The organism is Kitasatospora sp. NBC_01302 (genome assembly GCF_035976515.1).
Classification (GTDB): domain Bacteria; phylum Actinomycetota; class Actinomycetes; order Streptomycetales; family Streptomycetaceae; genus Kitasatospora.
On record NZ_CP108404.1, the window covers coordinates 1,033,643 to 1,051,988 of the forward strand.

Annotated in this window: 16 protein-coding genes; 7 read left to right on the plus strand and 9 right to left on the minus strand. The window is 72.5% G+C overall.

Features of this window, described 5'->3' with window-relative positions:
• Positions 1-66 precede the first annotated feature (66 nt).
• Positions 67-1,485, plus strand: coding sequence for a sugar porter family MFS transporter (locus OG294_RS04665; protein ID WP_327065100.1), 1,419 nt, complete (start codon positions 67-69; stop codon positions 1,483-1,485).
• A 67-nt stretch (positions 1,486-1,552) separates the two neighbouring features.
• Here the strand turns inward: OG294_RS04665 and OG294_RS04670 are convergent, their stop codons facing one another.
• On the minus strand, positions 1,553-2,029 hold the full coding sequence (locus OG294_RS04670; RefSeq protein ID WP_327065101.1) for a GNAT family N-acetyltransferase: 477 nt from the start codon (positions 2,027-2,029) through the stop codon (positions 1,553-1,555).
• 43 nt (positions 2,030-2,072) lie between these two features.
• Positions 2,073-2,960, minus strand: coding sequence for a UTP--glucose-1-phosphate uridylyltransferase (locus OG294_RS04675; protein WP_327065102.1), 888 nt, complete (start codon positions 2,958-2,960; stop codon positions 2,073-2,075).
• A gap of 272 nt (positions 2,961-3,232) precedes the next feature.
• Between OG294_RS04675 and OG294_RS04680 the strand changes: the two genes are divergently transcribed.
• Positions 3,233-3,982, plus strand: coding sequence for an SDR family oxidoreductase (locus OG294_RS04680; RefSeq protein ID WP_327065103.1), 750 nt, complete (start codon positions 3,233-3,235; stop codon positions 3,980-3,982).
• 20 nt (positions 3,983-4,002) lie between these two features.
• Here OG294_RS04680 and OG294_RS04685 read toward each other — a convergent pair whose 3' ends face one another.
• Entirely contained in the window at positions 4,003-4,554 is a 552-nt protein-coding gene (locus OG294_RS04685) for an RBBP9/YdeN family alpha/beta hydrolase (RefSeq protein ID WP_327065104.1), read from the minus strand.
• 155 nt (positions 4,555-4,709) lie between these two features.
• Between OG294_RS04685 and OG294_RS04690 the strand changes: the two genes are divergently transcribed.
• Entirely contained in the window at positions 4,710-5,366 is a 657-nt protein-coding gene (locus OG294_RS04690) for a VC0807 family protein (RefSeq protein ID WP_327065105.1), read from the plus strand.
• A 92-nt stretch (positions 5,367-5,458) separates the two neighbouring features.
• Here the strand turns inward: OG294_RS04690 and pulA are convergent, their stop codons facing one another.
• Both pulA and OG294_RS04700 read right to left on the minus strand, forming a co-directional pair.
• The gene (gene pulA / locus OG294_RS04695) at positions 5,459-10,870 is read right to left on the minus strand and encodes a pullulanase-type alpha-1,6-glucosidase (RefSeq protein WP_327071449.1); all 5,412 of its coding nucleotides are present in this window, start codon (positions 10,868-10,870) and stop codon (positions 5,459-5,461) included.
• A gap of 232 nt (positions 10,871-11,102) precedes the next feature.
• Complete coding sequence (locus OG294_RS04700; protein ID WP_327065106.1) at positions 11,103-11,753, minus strand: DUF4360 domain-containing protein; 651 nt, start codon at positions 11,751-11,753, stop codon at positions 11,103-11,105.
• 283 nt (positions 11,754-12,036) lie between these two features.
• On the opposite strand from OG294_RS04700, the gene OG294_RS04705 reads away from it, so the two are divergent.
• Positions 12,037-13,392: a DUF5685 family protein gene (locus OG294_RS04705; protein ID WP_327065107.1), complete on the plus strand. Its 1,356-nt coding sequence runs from the start codon at positions 12,037-12,039 to the stop codon at positions 13,390-13,392.
• A 55-nt stretch (positions 13,393-13,447) separates the two neighbouring features.
• Here the strand turns inward: OG294_RS04705 and OG294_RS04710 are convergent, their stop codons facing one another.
• On the minus strand, positions 13,448-14,143 hold the full coding sequence (locus OG294_RS04710) for a type 1 glutamine amidotransferase domain-containing protein (protein WP_327065108.1): 696 nt from the start codon (positions 14,141-14,143) through the stop codon (positions 13,448-13,450).
• 185 nt (positions 14,144-14,328) lie between these two features.
• Positions 14,329-14,721, minus strand: coding sequence for a nuclear transport factor 2 family protein (locus OG294_RS04715; RefSeq protein WP_327065109.1), 393 nt, complete (start codon positions 14,719-14,721; stop codon positions 14,329-14,331).
• A 91-nt stretch (positions 14,722-14,812) separates the two neighbouring features.
• Here OG294_RS04715 and OG294_RS04720 point away from each other — a divergent pair, with 91 nt between their 5' ends.
• Positions 14,813-15,382: a PadR family transcriptional regulator gene (locus OG294_RS04720; RefSeq protein ID WP_327065110.1), complete on the plus strand. Its 570-nt coding sequence runs from the start codon at positions 14,813-14,815 to the stop codon at positions 15,380-15,382.
• Between the two features lie 41 nt (positions 15,383-15,423).
• Here OG294_RS04720 and OG294_RS04725 read toward each other — a convergent pair whose 3' ends face one another.
• Positions 15,424-16,086 (minus strand): lysophospholipid acyltransferase family protein, encoded by a 663-nt coding sequence (locus tag OG294_RS04725; RefSeq protein WP_327065111.1) that lies wholly within the window; start codon positions 16,084-16,086, stop codon positions 15,424-15,426.
• A gap of 138 nt (positions 16,087-16,224) precedes the next feature.
• Complete coding sequence (locus OG294_RS04730; protein ID WP_327065112.1) at positions 16,225-16,629, minus strand: GNAT family N-acetyltransferase; 405 nt, start codon at positions 16,627-16,629, stop codon at positions 16,225-16,227.
• 57 nt (positions 16,630-16,686) lie between these two features.
• Here OG294_RS04730 and OG294_RS04735 point away from each other — a divergent pair, with 57 nt between their 5' ends.
• Both OG294_RS04735 and OG294_RS04740 read left to right on the plus strand, forming a co-directional pair.
• Positions 16,687-17,553: an alpha/beta hydrolase family protein gene (locus OG294_RS04735; RefSeq protein WP_327065113.1), complete on the plus strand. Its 867-nt coding sequence runs from the start codon at positions 16,687-16,689 to the stop codon at positions 17,551-17,553.
• 371 nt (positions 17,554-17,924) lie between these two features.
• Positions 17,925-18,320: a transglycosylase SLT domain-containing protein gene (locus tag OG294_RS04740; RefSeq protein WP_442789107.1), complete on the plus strand. Its 396-nt coding sequence runs from the start codon at positions 17,925-17,927 to the stop codon at positions 18,318-18,320.
• Positions 18,321-18,346 lie beyond the last annotated feature (26 nt).

Here is an 18,346-nt window from a genome sequence, read left to right on the forward strand (position 1 = left end):
CCAGTCAGATTCATTACCTGAACGCCAGAAGTCCTGTCACGTTCCCCAGGGACAAGGAGCGTTCAGGTGACCAGCACCGCCCAAGCGCCGCAGGTCCGCAGGCCAGGAGCCTCGGACAATCTCGGACACGTCATCTTCATCACGGCCGCCGCGGCAATGGGCGGGTTCCTCTTCGGCTACGACAGCTCCGTGATCAACGGCGCCGTCGCCGCGATCCGGGACAAGTACCACGTCGGCTCGGGCGCCCTCGCCCAGGTGGTGGCCATCGCCCTGATCGGCAGCGCGATCGGCGCGGCGCTGGGCGGCCGGCTGGCCGACCGCCTGGGCCGGATCCGGGTGATGCAGATAGCCGCCGCCCTCTTCACGGTCAGCGCGGTCGGCTCGGCGCTCCCGTTCTCGCTCTGGGACCTCGCCCTGTGGCGGGTACTGGGCGGCATCGGCATCGGCATGGCCTCGGTGATCGGCCCCGCCTACATCGCCGAGGTGGCACCGCCCGCCTACCGCGGCCGGCTCGGCTCCTTCCAGCAGGCGGCGATCGTGATCGGCATCGCCGTCTCGCAGCTCGCCAACTACGGCATCCTGCAGGCCGCCGGCGGCAACCAGCGCGGCCACGTGCTGGGCCTGGAGGCCTGGCAGCTGATGCTCGGCGTCATGGTGCTGCCCGCCGCGCTCTACGGGCTGCTCTCCTTCGCGATCCCGGAGTCGCCCCGGTTCCTGATCTCGACCGGCCGGATCGACCGCGCCAAGGCCGTCATCGCCGAGGTGGAGGGCGCCGGCGCCGACCTGGACGCCCGGGTGGCCGAGATCGAGCACGCCATGCGCAGCGAGCACCGCTCCACCTTCAAGGACCTGCTCGGCGGGCGCTTCGGCCTACTGCCGATCGTCTGGGTCGGCATCGGCCTGTCGGTCTTCCAGCAGCTGGTGGGCATCAACGTCGCCTTCTACTACTCCTCGACGCTGTGGCAGTCGGTGGGCATCGACCCCAGCTCCTCGTTCCTCTACTCCTTCACCACCTCGATCATCAACATCATCGGCACGGTGGTCGCGATGGTCTTCGTCGACCGGGTCGGCCGCAAGCCGCTCGCGGTGGTCGGTTCGGTCGGCATGGCGCTCGCGCTGGCCCTGGAGGCCTGGGCCTTCTCCGCCCGCACCGGCGCCGACCACGCCCTGCCGCACGGCCAGGGGATGCTGGCGCTGATCGCCGCCCACGCGTTCGTCTTCTTCTTCGCGCTCTCCTGGGGCGTGGTGGTCTGGGTCATGCTCGGCGAGATGTTCCCCAACCGGATCCGCGCGGCCGCGCTCGGAGTGGCCGCCGCCGCCCAGTGGGTCGCCAACTGGCTGATCACGGTGACCTTCCCGACGCTCTCCGGCTGGAACCTCTCCGGCACCTACGTGATCTACGCGGTGTTCGCGGTGCTCTCGGTCCCGTTCGTGCTCAAGTTCGTCCGGGAGACCAAGGGCAAGTCCCTGGAGGAGATGGGCTGATCGCCCCTCCGTCCGCCGGCCACCAGCCCGCCCCGGTGCCGCTCACGGCACCGGGGCGGGCCGGCGTTCACCCGACGGCCCGGCGGTAGACCTGCCGCGAACCGCCCTCCGGGCCCGGGTCGGTGGGCTCGCCGGCCGTGAAGCCGAGGCGCTCGTAGAAGACCCGCGCCCCGCTGGCGACGGCGCCCGGATGGTCGGCGCCGAAGGTGACGACCTCCAGGCTGCCCGGCCCCCGCACGAACCGCCGGGTCGCCGCCGCCATCAGCGCCCGGCCGACGCCCGTCCCGCGCGCCCGCTGCGAGACCACCAGCCAGTGCACGTGGTAGGTCGGCGCCTCGGCCCCGAACAGCAGCCCGCCCAGGAGAGGCCCTGGCAGCTCCGGCCCCGTGCCGACGGCGACCAGTGCCGTCGCGCTCCGGATCTGCCGCTCCACGGCGCGGTGGAAGCCGGGCTCCGCCACCATCGGGCCGAACCAGTGCTCGACCTCGGCGGCAAGGCCGAGGAAGCCGTCGACGTCCTGCTCGCGCGCGAGTCTGATGATCATTCGGGCAGTCTGGCAGACCAGGTGCCCGGCCCTGGGCCGTGGCCTACTCGGCGGCGGGCACCAGCTTGCGCAGCGCGGGGCCGTACTCGGGGTGCGCGAGGCCGAAGGCGACCTGGGCGCTGATGTAGGCGAGCGGGTTGCCGGTGTCGTACCAGGTCCCGTCGATCACCTGGCCGTACACCGCCCGGCCCGCCGCGTAGCGGTTGATCGCGTCGGTCAGGTAGATCTCGCCCACCGGGTTCTCGTGCCAGCGCCGGGTGGCCTCGCGCAGCTCGTCCACGATGCCCGGGGTGATCACGTAGCCGCCGATCGCGGCGTAGGCGGACGGCGCCTGGTCCGGCTTCGGCTTCTCGACCAGACCGGTGATCCGCAGCGAGCCCTCGCCGAGGTCCTCCTTCACCACGGGCACGCCGTAGCGGTGGGAGTCGACGGGATCCATCGGCATCAGCGCGAGCACCGGCGCGTTCGTCTTCTCGTACGCCGTGATGAGCTGCTGGGCGCGCGGGACCTCGGAGACGAAGACGTCGTCGGGCCAGATCACCAGGGCGGCCTCGTCGAGGTGGCGGTAGGCGTTCAGGACCGGGGTCCCGTTGCCGTACGGGCCGTGCTGGTCGAGGTAGGTGATGTGACCGAGCCGGGACAGCTCACCGATCTCGCGCACCGCCTCGGCGTACCCGTCCTTGCCGTCCGCCCGGAGCTGGGCGACCAGCGCGGGGTTGGGCCGGAAGTGCTCCTGGATCATGCTCTTGCCGCCGGAGATCACGATGGTGATGTCGGTGATCCCGGACTCGATCACCTCGCGCACGGTGTGCTCGATCACCGGCCGGTCACCGACGATCAGCATCTCCTTCGGGACCGCCTTGGTGGCCGGCAGCAGCCGGGAACCGAGGCCCGCGGCGGGGATGATGGCGCGACGGATGGTGCTGGGCATGGGCTGCTCGCTTTCGTCTCACTCCACGTCTCACGCGCTGGTGCGAGCCCAGCGTGCCACGGCGGGCGGCCGGGCCCCCAATGACCGACTTCCCGTCACCAACGGTCCACGTCAGGGCAGTCGGGCGGACCCCTTGAGGCACGCGCCGCCCGGAGTGACGCTGCTCACACGCACCACCATGGCGCGGGATGTCACACCTGCGGCAGCTCCGCTGTCCTCCTCGGCGAGGACGTTCCGTGGTGGAGCGTCCCGCGAGGAGAGGACCGGAAGCGATGACCACGATCCTGGTGACCGGCGGCACCGGAACGCTCGGGCGGCTCGTCACCGAGCGACTGCGGGCGGGCGGGCACGAGGTCCGCGTGCTCAGCCGGCACGCCGAGCCCTACGCCGTCGACCTGCGCGAGGGCGGCCCCGGGCTCACGGCGGCGGTCACGGGTGCGGAGGTGGTCGTCCACTGCGCCTCCACCCCGCGCGGCGGGGACGAGAAGGCCGCGGCGAACCTGATCGCGGCGGCCCGCCAGGCCGGGGTCGCCCATCTGGTCTACATCTCGATCGTCGGCGTCGACCGGGTCCCGCTCGGCTACTACCGGGCGAAGCTCGCGGTGGAGGAGCAGGTGGCGCAGTCGGGGCTGGGCTGGACCGTGCTGCGCACCACGCAGTTCCACGACCTGGTGCTCCAGGTGCTGCAGACCCTGGCGAAGCCGCCGGTGATGCTGCTGCCGGCCGGGATCAGCGACCAGCCGATCGCGGTGGCGGAGGTCGCCGACCGGCTCACCGGCCTCGCCCTGGCCGCCCCCGCCGGACGGGTGCCCGACATGGGCGGCCCCGAAGTGCACACCCTGGCCGAGCTGGTGCGCGCCTACCAGCGGGCGACCGGGCGGCGCCGTCCGCTGCTCAACGTCCCGCTGGCGGGCAAGGCCTACCGCAGGCTGCAGGCGGGCGGGCATCTGACGCCGGAGCGGGCGGTGGGCACGGGCACCTTCGAGGAGTTCCTGGCGGAGCGCTTCCCGGCGCGCGGCTGACGACGGGCCCCAGCGGCGGCTCAGCCGGCGGTGGCGACCAACTGCTCCAGCAGGGCCCGGCCGGCGGGCCACTCCCCCAGCCCGGAGGCGCTGTTGATGTGGCCGGCCGCGGCCAGCTCGACGTACTCGGCGCCCCAGGCGCGGGCGAAGCCGGCCGCGCGCTCCGGGGCGCAGTACGGGTCGTCGTCCGAGCCGACCACCAGCGTCGGGAACGGCAGCCGCGTGGTGGGCACCGGGGCGAAGGGGCTCAGCGGCAGGTCCTCGATGCGCTCCACGTCCGCCGGGGCCACCAGCAGCGCGGCCCGCACCCGCCCCGCCCGCTCCGGCTGGGCCGCCGCCCAGTGGGCGACGGTGGCGCAGCCCAGGCTGTGCGCGACGAGCACGACGGGCAGCTCCGCGCCGGCCACGGCCGCGTCCAGGGCGGCGACCCAGTCGGCGCGCTCGGGCGCCAGCCAGTCGCGCTGCTCCACCCGGCGCCATTCGGGCTCGGCGGCCTCCCACCGGGACTGCCAGTGCTCGGGGCCGGAGCCGTCGTAACCGGGGACGACCAGGGTCTGCCAGCTGTCCGTCATCGCGCGCGAACTCCTCGGGTGGTACTCGGCTCTCCCCCGCGGCGGCACGGACACCGCCGCGGCAGCAGCCATGATCACACAGCCTGGTTTCGGGCTGCCCGCGCGAGGAAGAACCTCCCCATGCGGTTCTGCGCCTTCGACCCGGTACGCGAGCCGTGACCGCCCCGAGTGCACGGCCCGGCGGACGTCGGCTGCTGCTGACCACGCTGATCGACATCGCGGCGCCGATCGCCCTCTTCTACGGCCTGCGGGCCGCGGGCGCGAGCACCTTCCTCGCGCTGCTGGCCGGCTCGCTCTCCCCCGCCGCGAGTGTCGCGGTGCAGTGGGTGCGGGCGCGGCACCTGGACGCGATGGCCGCGTTCGTCGCGGGTGTGATGCTGCTGAGCGTGGCGGCCTCGCTGGTCAGCGGGAGCACCCGGTTCATGCTCGCCAGGGACGGCTGGGTGACGGGGCTGGCCGGTCTGTGCTTCCTGGCGTCGGTCCGCGCGCGGCGGCCGCTGGTGTTCCTCGGCGGCCGACCGCTCCTGGAGGGGCGCTTCCGCTCCGACGGCACCTCCTGGGACGTCCTGTGGGAGCGCGAGCCGTCCTTCCGCCGGATCTGGCGGGTGTCCACCGTCATCTGGGGCATCGCGATGCTCGCGGACGCGGCGGCCCGCATCGTGATGGCCTACACGCTGCCGGTGGACGCCGTGCCCGGGCTCGGCGGCCTGCTGTGGCCGGTGACGCTGGTGCTGCTCCAGCTCGTGAACGGCGTCTACTACGAGGTCGCGGGCCTGTGGCGGCTCACCGCCGGCGCCGGCACCGGAGACTGACCGGCCGTATCCCTCGCCGACGCGGTGCACCGCCCCGGCACGGCCGTGCGCCGGCCCCGCGGTTCGCGGGACCGGCGCACGTGTAGCGTTCACTACTGCTGGACGAAGACCGCCACCGTCCTCGCCGGCACGGTGAAGGTGCCGGTGGTGGCGTCGAAGGCCGAGGTCTTCACCACCGGGTCCGCGCCGCCGGCCTGGGCCGGGTGCAGCTGCTCGGCGCTGCCCGCCAGGGCGGGCAGGGTCTGGCGCTGGGCGGTGGGGGTGGCGTTGAAGACCACGGTGACGGAGCGGTAGGTGGGCAGCCCGGCGCCGTCGAGGTGGAGGGTGAGCACGCCCGGGACCTCGCCGGGGGTACCGGAGAGCGGGTAGCTCAGCCGCTGCTGGACCTCGGCCGCCGTGGCCAGCGAGAAGAGCGGGGTGGACTGCTTGATCCGCAGGAACTGCTGGTACTGCTGCGAGGCGGCGTTCTCGGCCGAACAGCCGGGCACCAGCGCGGGGTTGGCGAGCAGCGGCTGGGCGTAGGGCCAGGAGGACTGGTTGCCGGAGGCCGGCGGCAGGCCGCGGCCGAAGCCGTTGCCCTGCGCGCAGTTCCACTGGATCGCGTTGAACCAGTCGCCGCTGTCGTAGGAGTTGGCGTCCAGCGACTTGGAGCGCAGCCGGTCGCTGCCGGCGACCGCGAAACCGGGGCCCTGGGAGAGCGCGGTGGTGGCCAGGGCCAGGGACTGCATCCGGGCCCGGTCGGCCGCCGAGGTGCCGGTCGGTAGCTTGTAGGCGAGCGCGTCGTAGAGGGTGAGGTTGTCGTGCGCGTCCACGTAGGTGACCGCTTCGCCGGGGTTCGCGGTGTAGCCGGTCGGGGAGCCGTTGTAGTCGACCTCCGAGCCGGTGACGGCCTTTCCGGCACTGTCGGTGAAGGAGTAGGCGGCCAGGTTGCCGGTCAGGCCGACCTTGAGCTGGTCCATCGCGTGCAGCAGGGCGGCCTTCTGCTGGTCCGGACTCCCGTTGGCCGCATCGCCGTTGGGGTCGGTGAAGAGCCCGGAGGCGAAGCCCTGCAGGCGCGGGTCGGTGTCGAACGGGCCGCCACCGCGCACGGCGTCGCGCTGGCGGTCGTTGAAGGTGGCGATGCCGGTGCCCGCCATGTTGGCCTGGGTGGCCTGGGCGAAGCGGGCGTCGTCGGCCACCACCCCGAAGTTCCAGCCCTCGCCGTAGAGGAATTCGCTGCGGCCGGTCTGCTGGAGCGAGGACTGCACGTCGAGCATGGTCTGCTTGGGGTCCAGACCCATCAGGTCGAACCGGAAGCCGTCCACGTGGTACTGGGTCGCCCAGGTGCGGGTGGAGTCCACCACGAGCTTGTTCATCATGGTGTGCTCGGGCGCGGTGTCGGCGCAGCAGCTGTCGGTGGTGACCGCGCCGGTGGCCGAGAGCCGCTGGTAGTAGCCGGGCACGATCTGGTCGAGCACCGAGTGCGGGTCCTGGCCGGAGGCGGCGGTGTGGTTGTAGACCACGTCCATCACCACCCGCAGGCCCACCTGGTGCAGGGCGGCGACCATCCGGCGGAACTGCTCGGTGCGGGCGGCACCGTCCGGGTTCGTCGCGTAGGAGCCCTCGGGGACGGTGTAGTGGTAGGGGTCGTAGCCCCAGTTGTAGGCGTCGGTGGCGGCCGTCCTGGCCACGCAGGCCTGCTGCTGCGGCGAGTCGGCGGGGTAGGAGGCGAGGTCGCAGGGCGGGGTGGACTGCTCGGACTTCGCCTCGGGGACGGAGCTGAAGTCGAAGGCGGGCAGCAGGTGGACGGTGGTGACGCCCGCCTTGGCGAGGGCCGCCAGGTGCTTCATGCCGTCGGAGTTCAGGTCGGTGAAGGCCAGGTAGCTGCCGCGGTCGGCGGCGGGCACGGTGGTGTCGGCGACCGAGAAGTCGCGCACGTGGAGCTCCTGGACCTCCTGCTGCCCGGCGCTGATGGCCGGCGGCGACTGCTCGCCGCGCCAGCCGGCGGGCGCGGTGGCGGGGTCGTCGAGGTCGACGATCTGGCTGCGCTTGGAGTCGGTGGACAGCGCCAGTGAGTACGGGTCGGTGACGTGGTTGGTGACGACCCGCTGCACCGAGGGGGCCCAGACGGTGACCTGGTAGAGGTAGTACTTGCCCTTCCAGGAGCCGTTGCCGCTCGCCGACCAGACACCGGTGGCGTCGTCGCGCTTCATGGCGACCAGGTGCGGGGTGGTGGCGGTGGCGCTGTCGTAGAGCTCCAGGCTGACGCTGGCGGCGGTCGGGGCCCAGACGGACAGGCGCACCGCGTTGCCGCTGACCACCGGGCCGAGCTGGGCCTTGCTCGCCTTCGCGCCGTAGACCGCGTCCAGCACGCCGGGGGTCTGCACGCCGGTGGCGGCGAGCAGCGCGCCGTTCGCCTCGCGCTCGGTCATGATCAGCTGGCCGCGCAGCGCGGTCGCCGTCCGCTGGGTGTCGCGGGGGTCGACGGTGAAGGCGGCGTAGCCCTTCAGCTCGGGGTGGGCGGCCAGTTGGGCCGCCGTCAGGCCGCTTGCCCGGGGCAGCAGCCGCAGCCAGTAGCCGGGGTCGGTGAGGTCGCCGTCCTTGACGGCCAGTGCGCCGGTGGGCGAGTGGACGAGTTCGGCCGAGGCGCCGGCGGCCAGGTTCTGGCCGAAGCCCCAGCCGGCCGGGACGGCGACCGTGGTGGCGTCGATCCACTGGGCCTTGGCCTGGGTGAGGTCGAGGTCGGCGGCGGAGGCGGTGGGCTGCGGCAGGATGTAGCCGGGTGTGCTGTCGGTGATCCAGACCTCGCGTCCGCTGACGGCGAAGTTCAGCTCCTGGTTGTCCGGCAGGTCCTTGGTGTCGCCGTTGTGCAGGATGTAGTCGAGCACGGTGGCCCCGGGCGCCAGCGGCACGGTGAAGACGTCCCCGAACGCGTCGGTCCCCGAGGGCTGTAGCGGGCCGGTCCAGCTGGTGGGGTTCGCCGCGCCGGTCCAGTCGTGCAGGCCCCAGCTGGCGTAATTTCCGTCGGCGCGGTGGTAGTGCAGGATCGCGGTGTTCGCCGGAACCGGCGGCGTGCTGCCGGGGTTGCTGGTGTAGGTGGTCGGGTCACCGGAGTTCACCCAGGCCTCGCCGGTGGCGGACAGGTCGATGGACCGGTCCGCGGCGCCGTCCTTGGTGCCGTTGTTCTCCACGATGAAGCCGACGCCTGCCGCGCCGGGCTTGACCTTCACGTAGGCGAAGGCGCCGTAGGCGTCACGGCCGACGAAGGGGTGGCCGGCCGGCCAGCTGGTGCCCTCGCCGTCGGCGAGGTCGCCCCAGGCATAGAGGTTCCACCCGGTGTAGTTCCCGTCGGCGCGGTAGTAGTGGACGACCGCGTAACTGCGGTTCGCAGCCGTGGGCCTGGTCACCGGCGCGGGCGTCCCGACGCTGGTGCTCGCGGTGGCGTCGGCCAGCCGGCCGGCGCTGTCCTGGACAACCGCCTTGTAGCGCACGGTCGTTCCGGGGGCCACGCCCGCGAGGTTCTGGGTGACCTGGTAGGGCGCGTGGTCGGCGGTGCCCAGCGTCTGCCACGGGCCGTTTCCGACGGCGGCGGCGAAGGTCACCCGGTCGAAGCCGCCGCCGGGGACGCTCGCGGCCACGGTGGCGCTGCCGGTCGCGCCCGCGGCGGGGGCGGTGAGGGTGACGGCGGGGCCGGCCGCGGGCTTGGCCAGCCTGCCGGCCGCCTTGTAGACGACGGCGGACTGCGCGGGGACGGTGATCGCCAGCCTGCTGTCCGCACCTGTAGTGAGGGCACCGGCCGGGGCGCCGTAGAGGGGGTCGAAGCGCATGCCCGCCGAGTAGGTGGGGAGGCTGACGCTCTGCTCACTGGTCGCGTTGTTCACCGCTACCAGGTACTCGACCTGCTGCTTCTCGTCGATCCGGGAGAAGGCGTACACCCCGGGCCCGTTCGCGGCGTAGCGCTCGACCTGCGCGCCGTCCGCCAAGGCCGGGTTGGCCTTGCGCAGTTGGGCGAGGCCGGCGATGGTCGTGTACAGCGGAGTGTCGGTGCCGTAGCGGTCGGCGGAGCCGCCCGCGCCGCCGATGACGGTGTCGCTGTTGTACTCGCCCACCTGGGAGGCGAACATGTCCTGCCGCGCCGACTTGTCGCCGCCGGTGCCGGTGAAGCCCTGCTCGTCGCCGTAGTAGACGACGGGCTGGCCACGAGTCAGGAACTGCAGCTGCTGGGCGAGCTGGTCCTTCTTCAGCAGCTCGGCGTTGCTGTCGTTCGGGTTGGCGGACTGCAGGAAGTAGCCGATCCGGCCCATGTCGTGGTTGCCGAGGAAGGTCGGCAGCTCATAGGCGTTGGTGTCGGCGCTGGTGTACTTGTAGTCGTCGGCGTACAGCGAGGACAGCGCCCGGGCGGACCCGCCGTTCGCGACGTAGCTCTGCGCCGCCGACTGGAACGGGAAGTCCAGCGTGGCCTGCAACTTGCCCTGGGTGACGTACGAGGAGGTGGTGGAGGTGTCGCTGTCGTACACCTCACCGAACATGAAGAAGTTCCGGTTGCCGTGGTCGGCCGCGAACTTCTTCAGCGCCGGCGCCCACTGCTGCCAGAAGGCCATGTCGACGTTCTTCACGGTGTCGATCCGGAAGCCGTCGACACCGGTGTTCTTCACCCAGTCCTCGTAGACCTTCTCGAACCCCTGGACGACGCGCGGATCCTGGGTGTCCAGGTCGTCCAGGCCGGAGAAGTCGCCTTCGGTGCCGGACTCGCCGGTGAAGGTGGAGTTGCCCCGGTTGTGGTAGAGCGTCGGGTCGTTGAGCCAGGCCGGGCTCTTCGCGGTGGCGTCGCCCGGCTTGTCGAAGACCGGCGTGTAGGGGAAGGAACTCGTGTTCAGCTTCGGGTAGTTCGACGTGCCGTTGGCCGCGTTGGCGTTGGCCATGGCGGTGGTGTCCACCGGGCGGCCGTCGGCGTCCAGGGTCGGGTAGGCGCCGGTGGAGCGGTAGTCCTGGCTGCCCTGCGCGTAGTCGATGACGTCGGCGGTGTGGTTGGTGATGACGTCGAAGAAGACCTTCATGCCCATCGCGTGGGCCTTGTCGATCAGCTGCTTGAGCTCGGCGTTGGTGCCGAAGTGCGGGTCGACCTGGGTGAAGTCGGTGATCCAGTACCCGTGGTAGCCCGCTGACGCGGCGTCACCCGTGCCCTGCACCGGCTTGTTCTTGAAGATCGGCGCCATCCAGATCGCGGTGGTGCCGAGCTTCTTGATGTAGTCCAGCTTGCCGATCAGGCCGTTGAGGTCCCCGCCGTGGTAGAAGCCCTTGTCGGTGGGGTCGAAGCCGTTGTCCATCCGGCCACCGGTGATCCCGCCGGTGTCGTTGCCGGTGTCGCCGTTGGCGAAGCGGTCCGGCAGCACGAAGTAGTACTGCTCACGGGTCAGATCGTGCCGGTCCGGGGTGGCCGCGAGCGACCGGTCGGACGGCGCGGCGGGCAGCGCGGCCGCGGCGGCCGGTGCCACCGCGGCGAGGACCGAGGCCGGCGCTGCCATCGGCGCGAGGAGTGCGGCCGAGACGATCAGGCTGCGGAATCTGGCTCTTCTGACCACGCGGGCTCTCCCTTGAGGCGGCGTCAGCGATGCGGCAAGTAGGGAGAACGTACTGTTCGCAAGATATTTCAGCAAGATGCAGAAAAGGTTTCCATCAAGTGGCCCCCGGCACGCCACAGGCATGCCGGGGACCACCGGAGCAGCCGTCAGCGGCCGCCGGTCGTACCGGTCGCGCTCAGCTGACGCACTGTTCCCAGTCGAGGTGATAGATGGTGGTGAGGCTGCCGTCGGTGGAGTCCATCGTCACGAAGCTGGTGGTGCTCGGATCCGACGAGCCCGCACTCACCCGCAGCTGGGTGTTGATGTTCAGATCCCGGGTCGCACCACAGGGCGCCCAGACGAGCGAGGCGATGGTGGTGGTGTCGCTGGCCTGCCAGTTGTCGTCCATCGGCCCGGTGAAGCTGTGGGTCGCCGTGGCGGTCTGCGGCTGCCCCTGGAAGTAGTAGTTCGCCCCCTCCTGCGCGCTGGCGCCGCTGGCGAGGTAGGCGTAGCCGCGGTAGTCCGCCTCGGCGACGGCGTAGGTGAAGCCCTGCGGGGCGTTCACCTGGACGGTGAGCTGACAGTTCTTCCGGAAGTCGGTGGGGCCGGAGCCCGCGCCGGCCTGGGCGAGGTAGTTGCTGTAGGTCACGGTGAAGGCCGTGTCGTCGGGCGAGGTGGCGACCGCCGCGGTCCCGGCCGGGCAGCCGGAGCCGTTGACGCTGACGAGCCCGATGGTGAATCCCGGTGGTGTGACATCGACGGTCCGGGCATGCGCGGCAGTACCGCACAGCAGGGACGCGGCAAGCAGCGTGGCGGCCGTGCCGCCCGTCGCGAGTGCTCGAAGCATGGGGCGATTCCCTTCGATCGATCCCGTGGTTCGGACTGCGGGGAACATTACGTGTCCACGACAGGAAACTCCATGGGTCGGACGACACAATGTCACCGGTCGATCACAGTGAGGCACTTCCGGCCAGGCGGCCCGGACGGCCACGACGGCCGACGCCACGGGGAGCAGGACCGCGCGGGCCCACCGGCTCCCTCAGCACCCGTCCGTGCTGGTCAGACTGTCGGGTCGTAAGATACGCGACGTCCAGCGCGGGCCGTCCGGGCCCATGCTCACGAGGGGGATCGTGTTCGGAATCATCAGGCCCTGCCGCCACCATCTGTCCGAGCGGCTGCGGACCTCCTGGATGGCCCACCTGTGCGGCCTGTGCCTCGCACTGCGCGACGACCACGGACAGCTGGCGCGCACCGCCACCAACTACGACGGCCTGATCATCTCGGTGCTGGTCGAGGCTCAACGGCCCACCGCCGACCCGACGGGACGCCGGACCGCCGGACCGTGCCCGCTGCGCGGGATGCGCACCGCCGAGGTGGCCCGCGGCGAGGGCGCCCGGCTCGCGGCCTCGGTGTCACTGGCCCTCGCCTCGGTGAAGATGCGCGACCACGTCGCCGACCGCGACGGTGTGTTCGCCCGTCAGCCGGTGGCGCTCGGCGCCCGCGCGGTGGCCCGCCGCTGGGACCGGCAGAGTGCGGGCAGCGGCTCGACGCTCGGCTTCGACACCGGCGTGCTGCTCACCGCCGCCGCCCGCCAGGTCGAGCTGGAGCGCGACGCGGCGCCGGGCAGCCCCGTCCTGCTGGTCACCGAGCCGACCGAGAGCGCGACCTCGGCCGCCTTCGCGCACACCGCCGTGCTGGCCGGGCGCCCGCACAACGCCGACGCCCTCGCCGAGGCCGGCCGCCTGTTCGGCCGGCTGGCCCACCTGCTGGACGCCGCCGAGGACCAGGCGGAGGACGCCGCCACCGGCGCCTGGAACCCGCTCACCGCGACCGGCACCGACCGCGCGGAGGCCGAACGCCTCTGCCGGGACGCGGTGCACGGCATCCGACTGGCGCTGGGCGAGGTCGAGTTCACGGACCGCGCGCTGGTGCACGTGCTGCTCGCGCACGAGACCGGGCGGGCGGTGGACCGCGTCTTCCGCGCTCCCCGCCTGCAGACGCCGTACGGCCCGGGCCCGCACCAGGACCAGCCGCCCCACCCGCCGTACCCGAACGCGCCCTACCCGAACGCGCCTTATCCGAACGCGCCGCAGCACCCGAACCCGTACCAGCAGGACCCGTACCAGGGGCAGCCGCCCGGCTACGGCGCCCAGCCGCCGTACGGGCCGGGCGACCCGGGCGGCTTCGGCGGCCCGGGTGGACCGGGCGGCCCCGGCGGGCTGCCGTTCGGCCCGGGCGGCGGCGGGAAGCGCCCGCCCCGGCGTTCCGCCCTGGCCGGCTGCGCGATGTGGACGCTGATGGCCTGCACCTGCCAGTTGCTCTGCTGCGACCACAACGACCCGTGGAGCCGCGAGCGCACCAAGGGCTGGTGCGAGCGCCACCCGGGCTGCTGCGACGGCTGCGAAGGCGGGCTCGAGTGCTGCAACGGCTGCTGCCAGGGCATCGAATGCTGCGAGTGCTGCTGCAGTTGCGGCGACTGCAACTGACAGCCGCCGACCGCATCGCCCCGAGACCCGGCCACTGAAGCAGTGGCCGGTCCCCTCAGGGCAGCATCTTCAGCAGTTCCGCAGCCGCCGGGGCCGCCGAGGCGGGGTTCTGTCCGGTGACCAGGTTGCGGTCGACCACCACGTGCGGCGCCCAGGGCTCACCCTCCTGGAAGTCCACGCCGAGCTGGACGAGACGGTCCTGCAACAGCCACTTCGCCCGCTCGGCGAAACCGGCCTGGACCTCCTCGACGTTGGTGAAGGCGGTCAGCCGGTAGCCCGCGAACGGCGAGTCGCCGCCCTGGCCCCCGGTCGCCAGCAGCGCGGCCGGGCCGTGGCAGACGACGCCGAGCGGCTTGCCGGAGCGCAGCGTGAGGGTGAGCAGCGCGCCGGAGTCGCTGTCGACGGCCAGGTCCTCCATCGGTCCGTGGCCGCCCGGGTAGAAGACGGCGTCGTAGCCGCCCGGCACCACGTCCTCCAACTTGATCGGGTGCTGGAGCTCGGTCATCGCCGCGAGGGCGGCCGCGACCTTCTGCGCGCCCTCCTCACCGCCGTTGAACTCGGGCGCGAGGCTGCCCTGGTCCACCGACGGCACCACGCCGTCCGGCGTGGCGACGACGATCTCGTGGCCGGCCGCCCGGAACGCCCGGTAGGGGGCGACGGCCTCCTCCGCCCAGAAGCCGGTGGGGTGCTTGGTGCCGTCCGCCAGTGTCCAGTGGTCGGCACCGGTCAGTACGAAAAGGATCCTTGCCATGGTCTGATTCACTCCGAGGGTGGTGGCCATGTGGTCCGCACCCTGACGCTCCGCACACGCAGGCCAGGGTGCTGCTGCCCTCGACGGTAGACCTGACCCGGCGTCAGCAACCAATGCAAACGCCGATACCGGCTATCGGCATACGGGTGTCGACATTGTGCGGCTCCCGAGCGACCACCGGTCGGTCACCGCCCGACCGCCTCCGCGGCGATCCGGTCGAACTGCGCACCCATCGCCTCGGCCAGCGCCTGCGCGGCGGAGAGCGGGCGGACCATGACGGTGAACTCGTCGATCTTCCCGTCCTCGTCGAAGTGAAGGATGTCGCAGCCCTGGACCTGCTTGCCGGACACCGTCGCGGCGAAGACGAGGACGTGGTCGCGGCCGTCCGGGTCGGCGATCTCGCGCACATAGTGGAAGTCCTCGAACACGCGCAGCACACCGCGCAGGATCGCCGCGGTGATCGCCTTGCCGGGGTAGGGCTTGAAGGCGACGGGGCTGGTGAAGACGACGTCCTCGGCCAGCAGCGCTGCCACGGCGTCCTCGTCGCGGTCCTCGACGGCCTTGCGGAAGGGGTGCATCGGCGAGCCCTCATATTCAACTAAGTGACTAGGTGTGTGGGTGATTATGCGGGCCGCCGGGCCTCCCGTCCAGGGCTGCTAGGTTGGCGCGATGGCATTGCGCAACGCGGTGATGGCCGCCCTGCTGGAGGGCGAGGCATCGGGATACGACCTCGCCAAGGGCTTCGACGCCTCGGTCGCCAATTTCTGGATGGCCACCCCCCAGCAGCTCTACCGCGAGCTGGAGCGGATGGAGGGCGAGGGGCTCATCTCCGCCCGCCTCGTGGAGCAGGAACGACGACCCAACAAGCGGGTCTTCTCCCTCACCGAGGCAGGCCTGGCAGCCGTCCACGCCTACACCACGCAGCCCCCCGGCCGCCCCACCACCATCCGGGACGAACTCCTGGTCAAGGTGCAGTGCGCCGACGCCGGCGACAGCGCGGCGGTACGCGCGGCCATCATCGAGCGCATCGCCTGGGCCACCGCCAAGCTCGCCCGCTACGAACGCCTGCGCACCCGCCTGCTGGACGGCCGGACCGAGGAACAGCACCTCGCCACCGCCGACCGCGTCGGCCCCTACCTCACCCTGCTGCGCGGCATCGCCTTCGAACGCGAGAACATCCACTGGGGCGAACTCGCCGTCCGCGTCCTCGACCAGCGCACCCCACCCGACCCGACGTAACGGCAGCCGCGGAAGGCCACGAGGACCGCGCCCCCACCGGGTCACCGCGCCGGCCGCCACCGCTCAGCCGCATGCTCGGCCGCCTGGCGCCAGGCGGCGGCGACCGCCTGCTGGGCCGTGGCGCTCGCCGGTCCGGGGTCACCCGTCAGCCGGACCGGCGGGCCCACGTGGACGTGCAGGGCGGGGCGGCGCAGCGGGGCGGTGAGGATGCCGGCGAGCTGCTTGGCGGAGTTCCCGGAGCTGAGGCGCCGGGCGCCGGCCTGGCCGAGCGGCACCACCGGGGCGCCGGTGGCCTGCGCGAGCCGCGCCAGGCCGCTGCGGAAGGTGCCGGGCGCGGCCTCGCCGGCGTCGCGGCGGTGCGGCAGGCCGCCCTCGCCGTAGATGAGGACGAGCCGCCCGCTCGCCAGCGCCTGCGCCGCCGCGTCCAGCGACTCGGCCGCCCGCCGGGTGCCGCGGTGCACGGGGATGTGGCCCTCGCGCTCCAGCGCGCGACCGAGCCCGGGTATCCGCCAGAGGCCGGCCGTGGCCAGCACCACCGGGCGCACGCCCAAGCGGTGCAGCGCGGCCAGGACGACGGCCGGGTCCGCCAGCGAGGTGTGGTTGGCCGCGACGATGCTGCCGGGGGCGAGTTCGGCCCGGGCGTCGGTACTGATCGTCAGCGTCCCGAAGAGCGGCACGACGGTGGTGGCAATGCGACCGAGCATGGCGGATCCCTAAGACCTCGGAGCGTGGTGGCGCGCGCTGCGCCGTGCCCGCCATCCTGCCGCCCCCGCCCGTGGTGCACCTGAGCACCTGTACTCAGGTGCACCGGGGAGGCCGGTCGGGCCCCGCGCCCGGCCGGCTCACAGGCGCAGCAGCCCGGCCGCGGTCGGGCGGAATCCGCAGCCCCTATAAAAGGAGTCCAGGTGCGGCTCGTAGTCGACGTGCAGCCATCGGGCGCCGCGGGCCCGGGCCTCAGCGGCGGCCGCGCGCACCAGTCGTGTGCCGAGGCCGTTGCGGCGTTCGTCGGGGTGCACGGTGGTGTCGAGGATGAAGGCGTGCACGCTGCCGTCGCCGACCACGTTGACGAAGCCGACCAGCCGGTCGGCGCGACGCGCCGCGATCCACGCGAGGCTGCGGGAGAGCACGGGGGCGAAGGAGGTCGGCCGGTGGCCCGGCCAGGAGGCGCCGAAGAGCTCGTTCAGTTCGGCGTCCGTCAGGGCCGGGCACACGGCCAGCAGCTCAGGGGGAGGATCGCTCGGCACCATGGCGTGCAGGCTACCGTGGTGACACACCATCAGCTCGAGCGGCCCAGGGAGCAGCCGATGACCGAGCAGCCCACCGGAGTGATCACCGGCACCGCCGCCGGTGTGCCGTTCACCGCGCTGGCGCCGGCCGGCCCGCGCCGGCGCCCCGCGCCGCTGATCGTCACCTGGCACATGATGGACGCGCCCTGCAGCGACGCCGCGTTCGCCGCGGCGCTCCCGATGGCCGGGGTGCCGGCCTGGCGGGTGCACCTGGGGATGCCGCTGTGCGGGCGCCGGATGTCGGCGGACGGGATGGCGGCGGTACTCGCGCTCTCCCGGCAGGACACGATGCTGGCGTACGTGGAGCCGATGGTGCGGCAGGCCACCGAGGAGTGCCCGGCGGCGCTGGCCGCGCTGCGCGAGCGGTTCGCGCCGGCCGAGGGGCCGATCGGCGTGGTGGGCGGCTCGCTGGGCGGGGCCGTGGCCCTGCAGGTGCTGGCGCGGCAGGAGGTCGCGGTGGCCGCGGCCGCGCTGGTCAATCCGGCGGTCAGGGCGCGATCGGTGGTCGAGCTCGTGGAGCAGGCGAGCGACCGGCCCTACGGGTGGACCGCGGCCTCGCGTGCGGCGGCCGGCCGCCTCGACTTCGTGGCCCGGGCCGGTGACCTCGCGGGCGGCCCGTCGCAGCCGGTGTCGCAGCCGGCGCTGCTGCTGGTCAGCGGCGAGCTGGACTTCCCCGGTCTGCGGACGGACGCCGCCGAGCTGGTCGCCGCGCTGCGCGAGCGGTACGCCGAGCCGGAACGGGTCCGGCTGACCACCGTGGCCGGCCTCGCCCACCCGCTGGCCGAGCGCCCCGGGCTGGAGCCGGCGCCGCAGCTCCCGGTGGCCAAGGCCGTGGACGAGACAGTGAGCGCGTGGTTCCGGCAGCATCTCACCCCGGGACTGTGACCCAGGCCTCTTTCAGGCCATGATCACGACTACCCGGAGTACCAGTAACCGGACGTGCAGCAACGGGGCACGGTGAGGGTACTCACACGGTCGGGGCCTCTACGACGATGCGTAGGAGACGAGCCCGGCCAGCGCGACCGCGGACGAGCCCGCGAGCACGACCCATCGACCTACGACGCGGCGTCGTAGGTCACACCTCTTGGCCACCGGTGGGCGGCCCGCTAACAATGGCTCAGTCGTCAGCACGAGCCGGCTACCTGCCCAGCCGGCTCTGCTTGCTGCCGCGTCCCGCGCGTCTCCTGTGGCCCTGCCCGGCCTGTGGTGTCAGACGCGCGGGGCGCGGCCCAACCCCGGATGAGGTCTTTTACCCCATGCCCAATTTCAAGCTTCGTATGCGCACTTCCGCCGCGGTTCTTGCCGGCGCCGCCGGTCTGACCGCGCTGGCCACCGGCCTGATGCCGGCCACCGCCTCCGCGGCGACCCTGTCCCCGCAGGCGATCGCGGCCCAGGTCGTGCCCGCCAACCAGCTGGCCTCCTTCAGCCAGATCATCTCCCACGAGTCCAGCTGGAACGTGACCGCCACCAACGCCTCCTCGGGCGCCTACGGCCTGGGCCAGGCCCTGCCGGGCTCCAAGATGGCCTCGGCCGGCGCCGACTGGCGGACCAACCCGAAGACCCAGATCGTCTGGGCCTACGACTACATGAACAGCCGCTACGGCAGCCCGAACGCCGCGTGGTCGTTCTGGCAGAGCCACCACTGGTACTAAGCCGGCCCACTGCCGGGTACCACTGG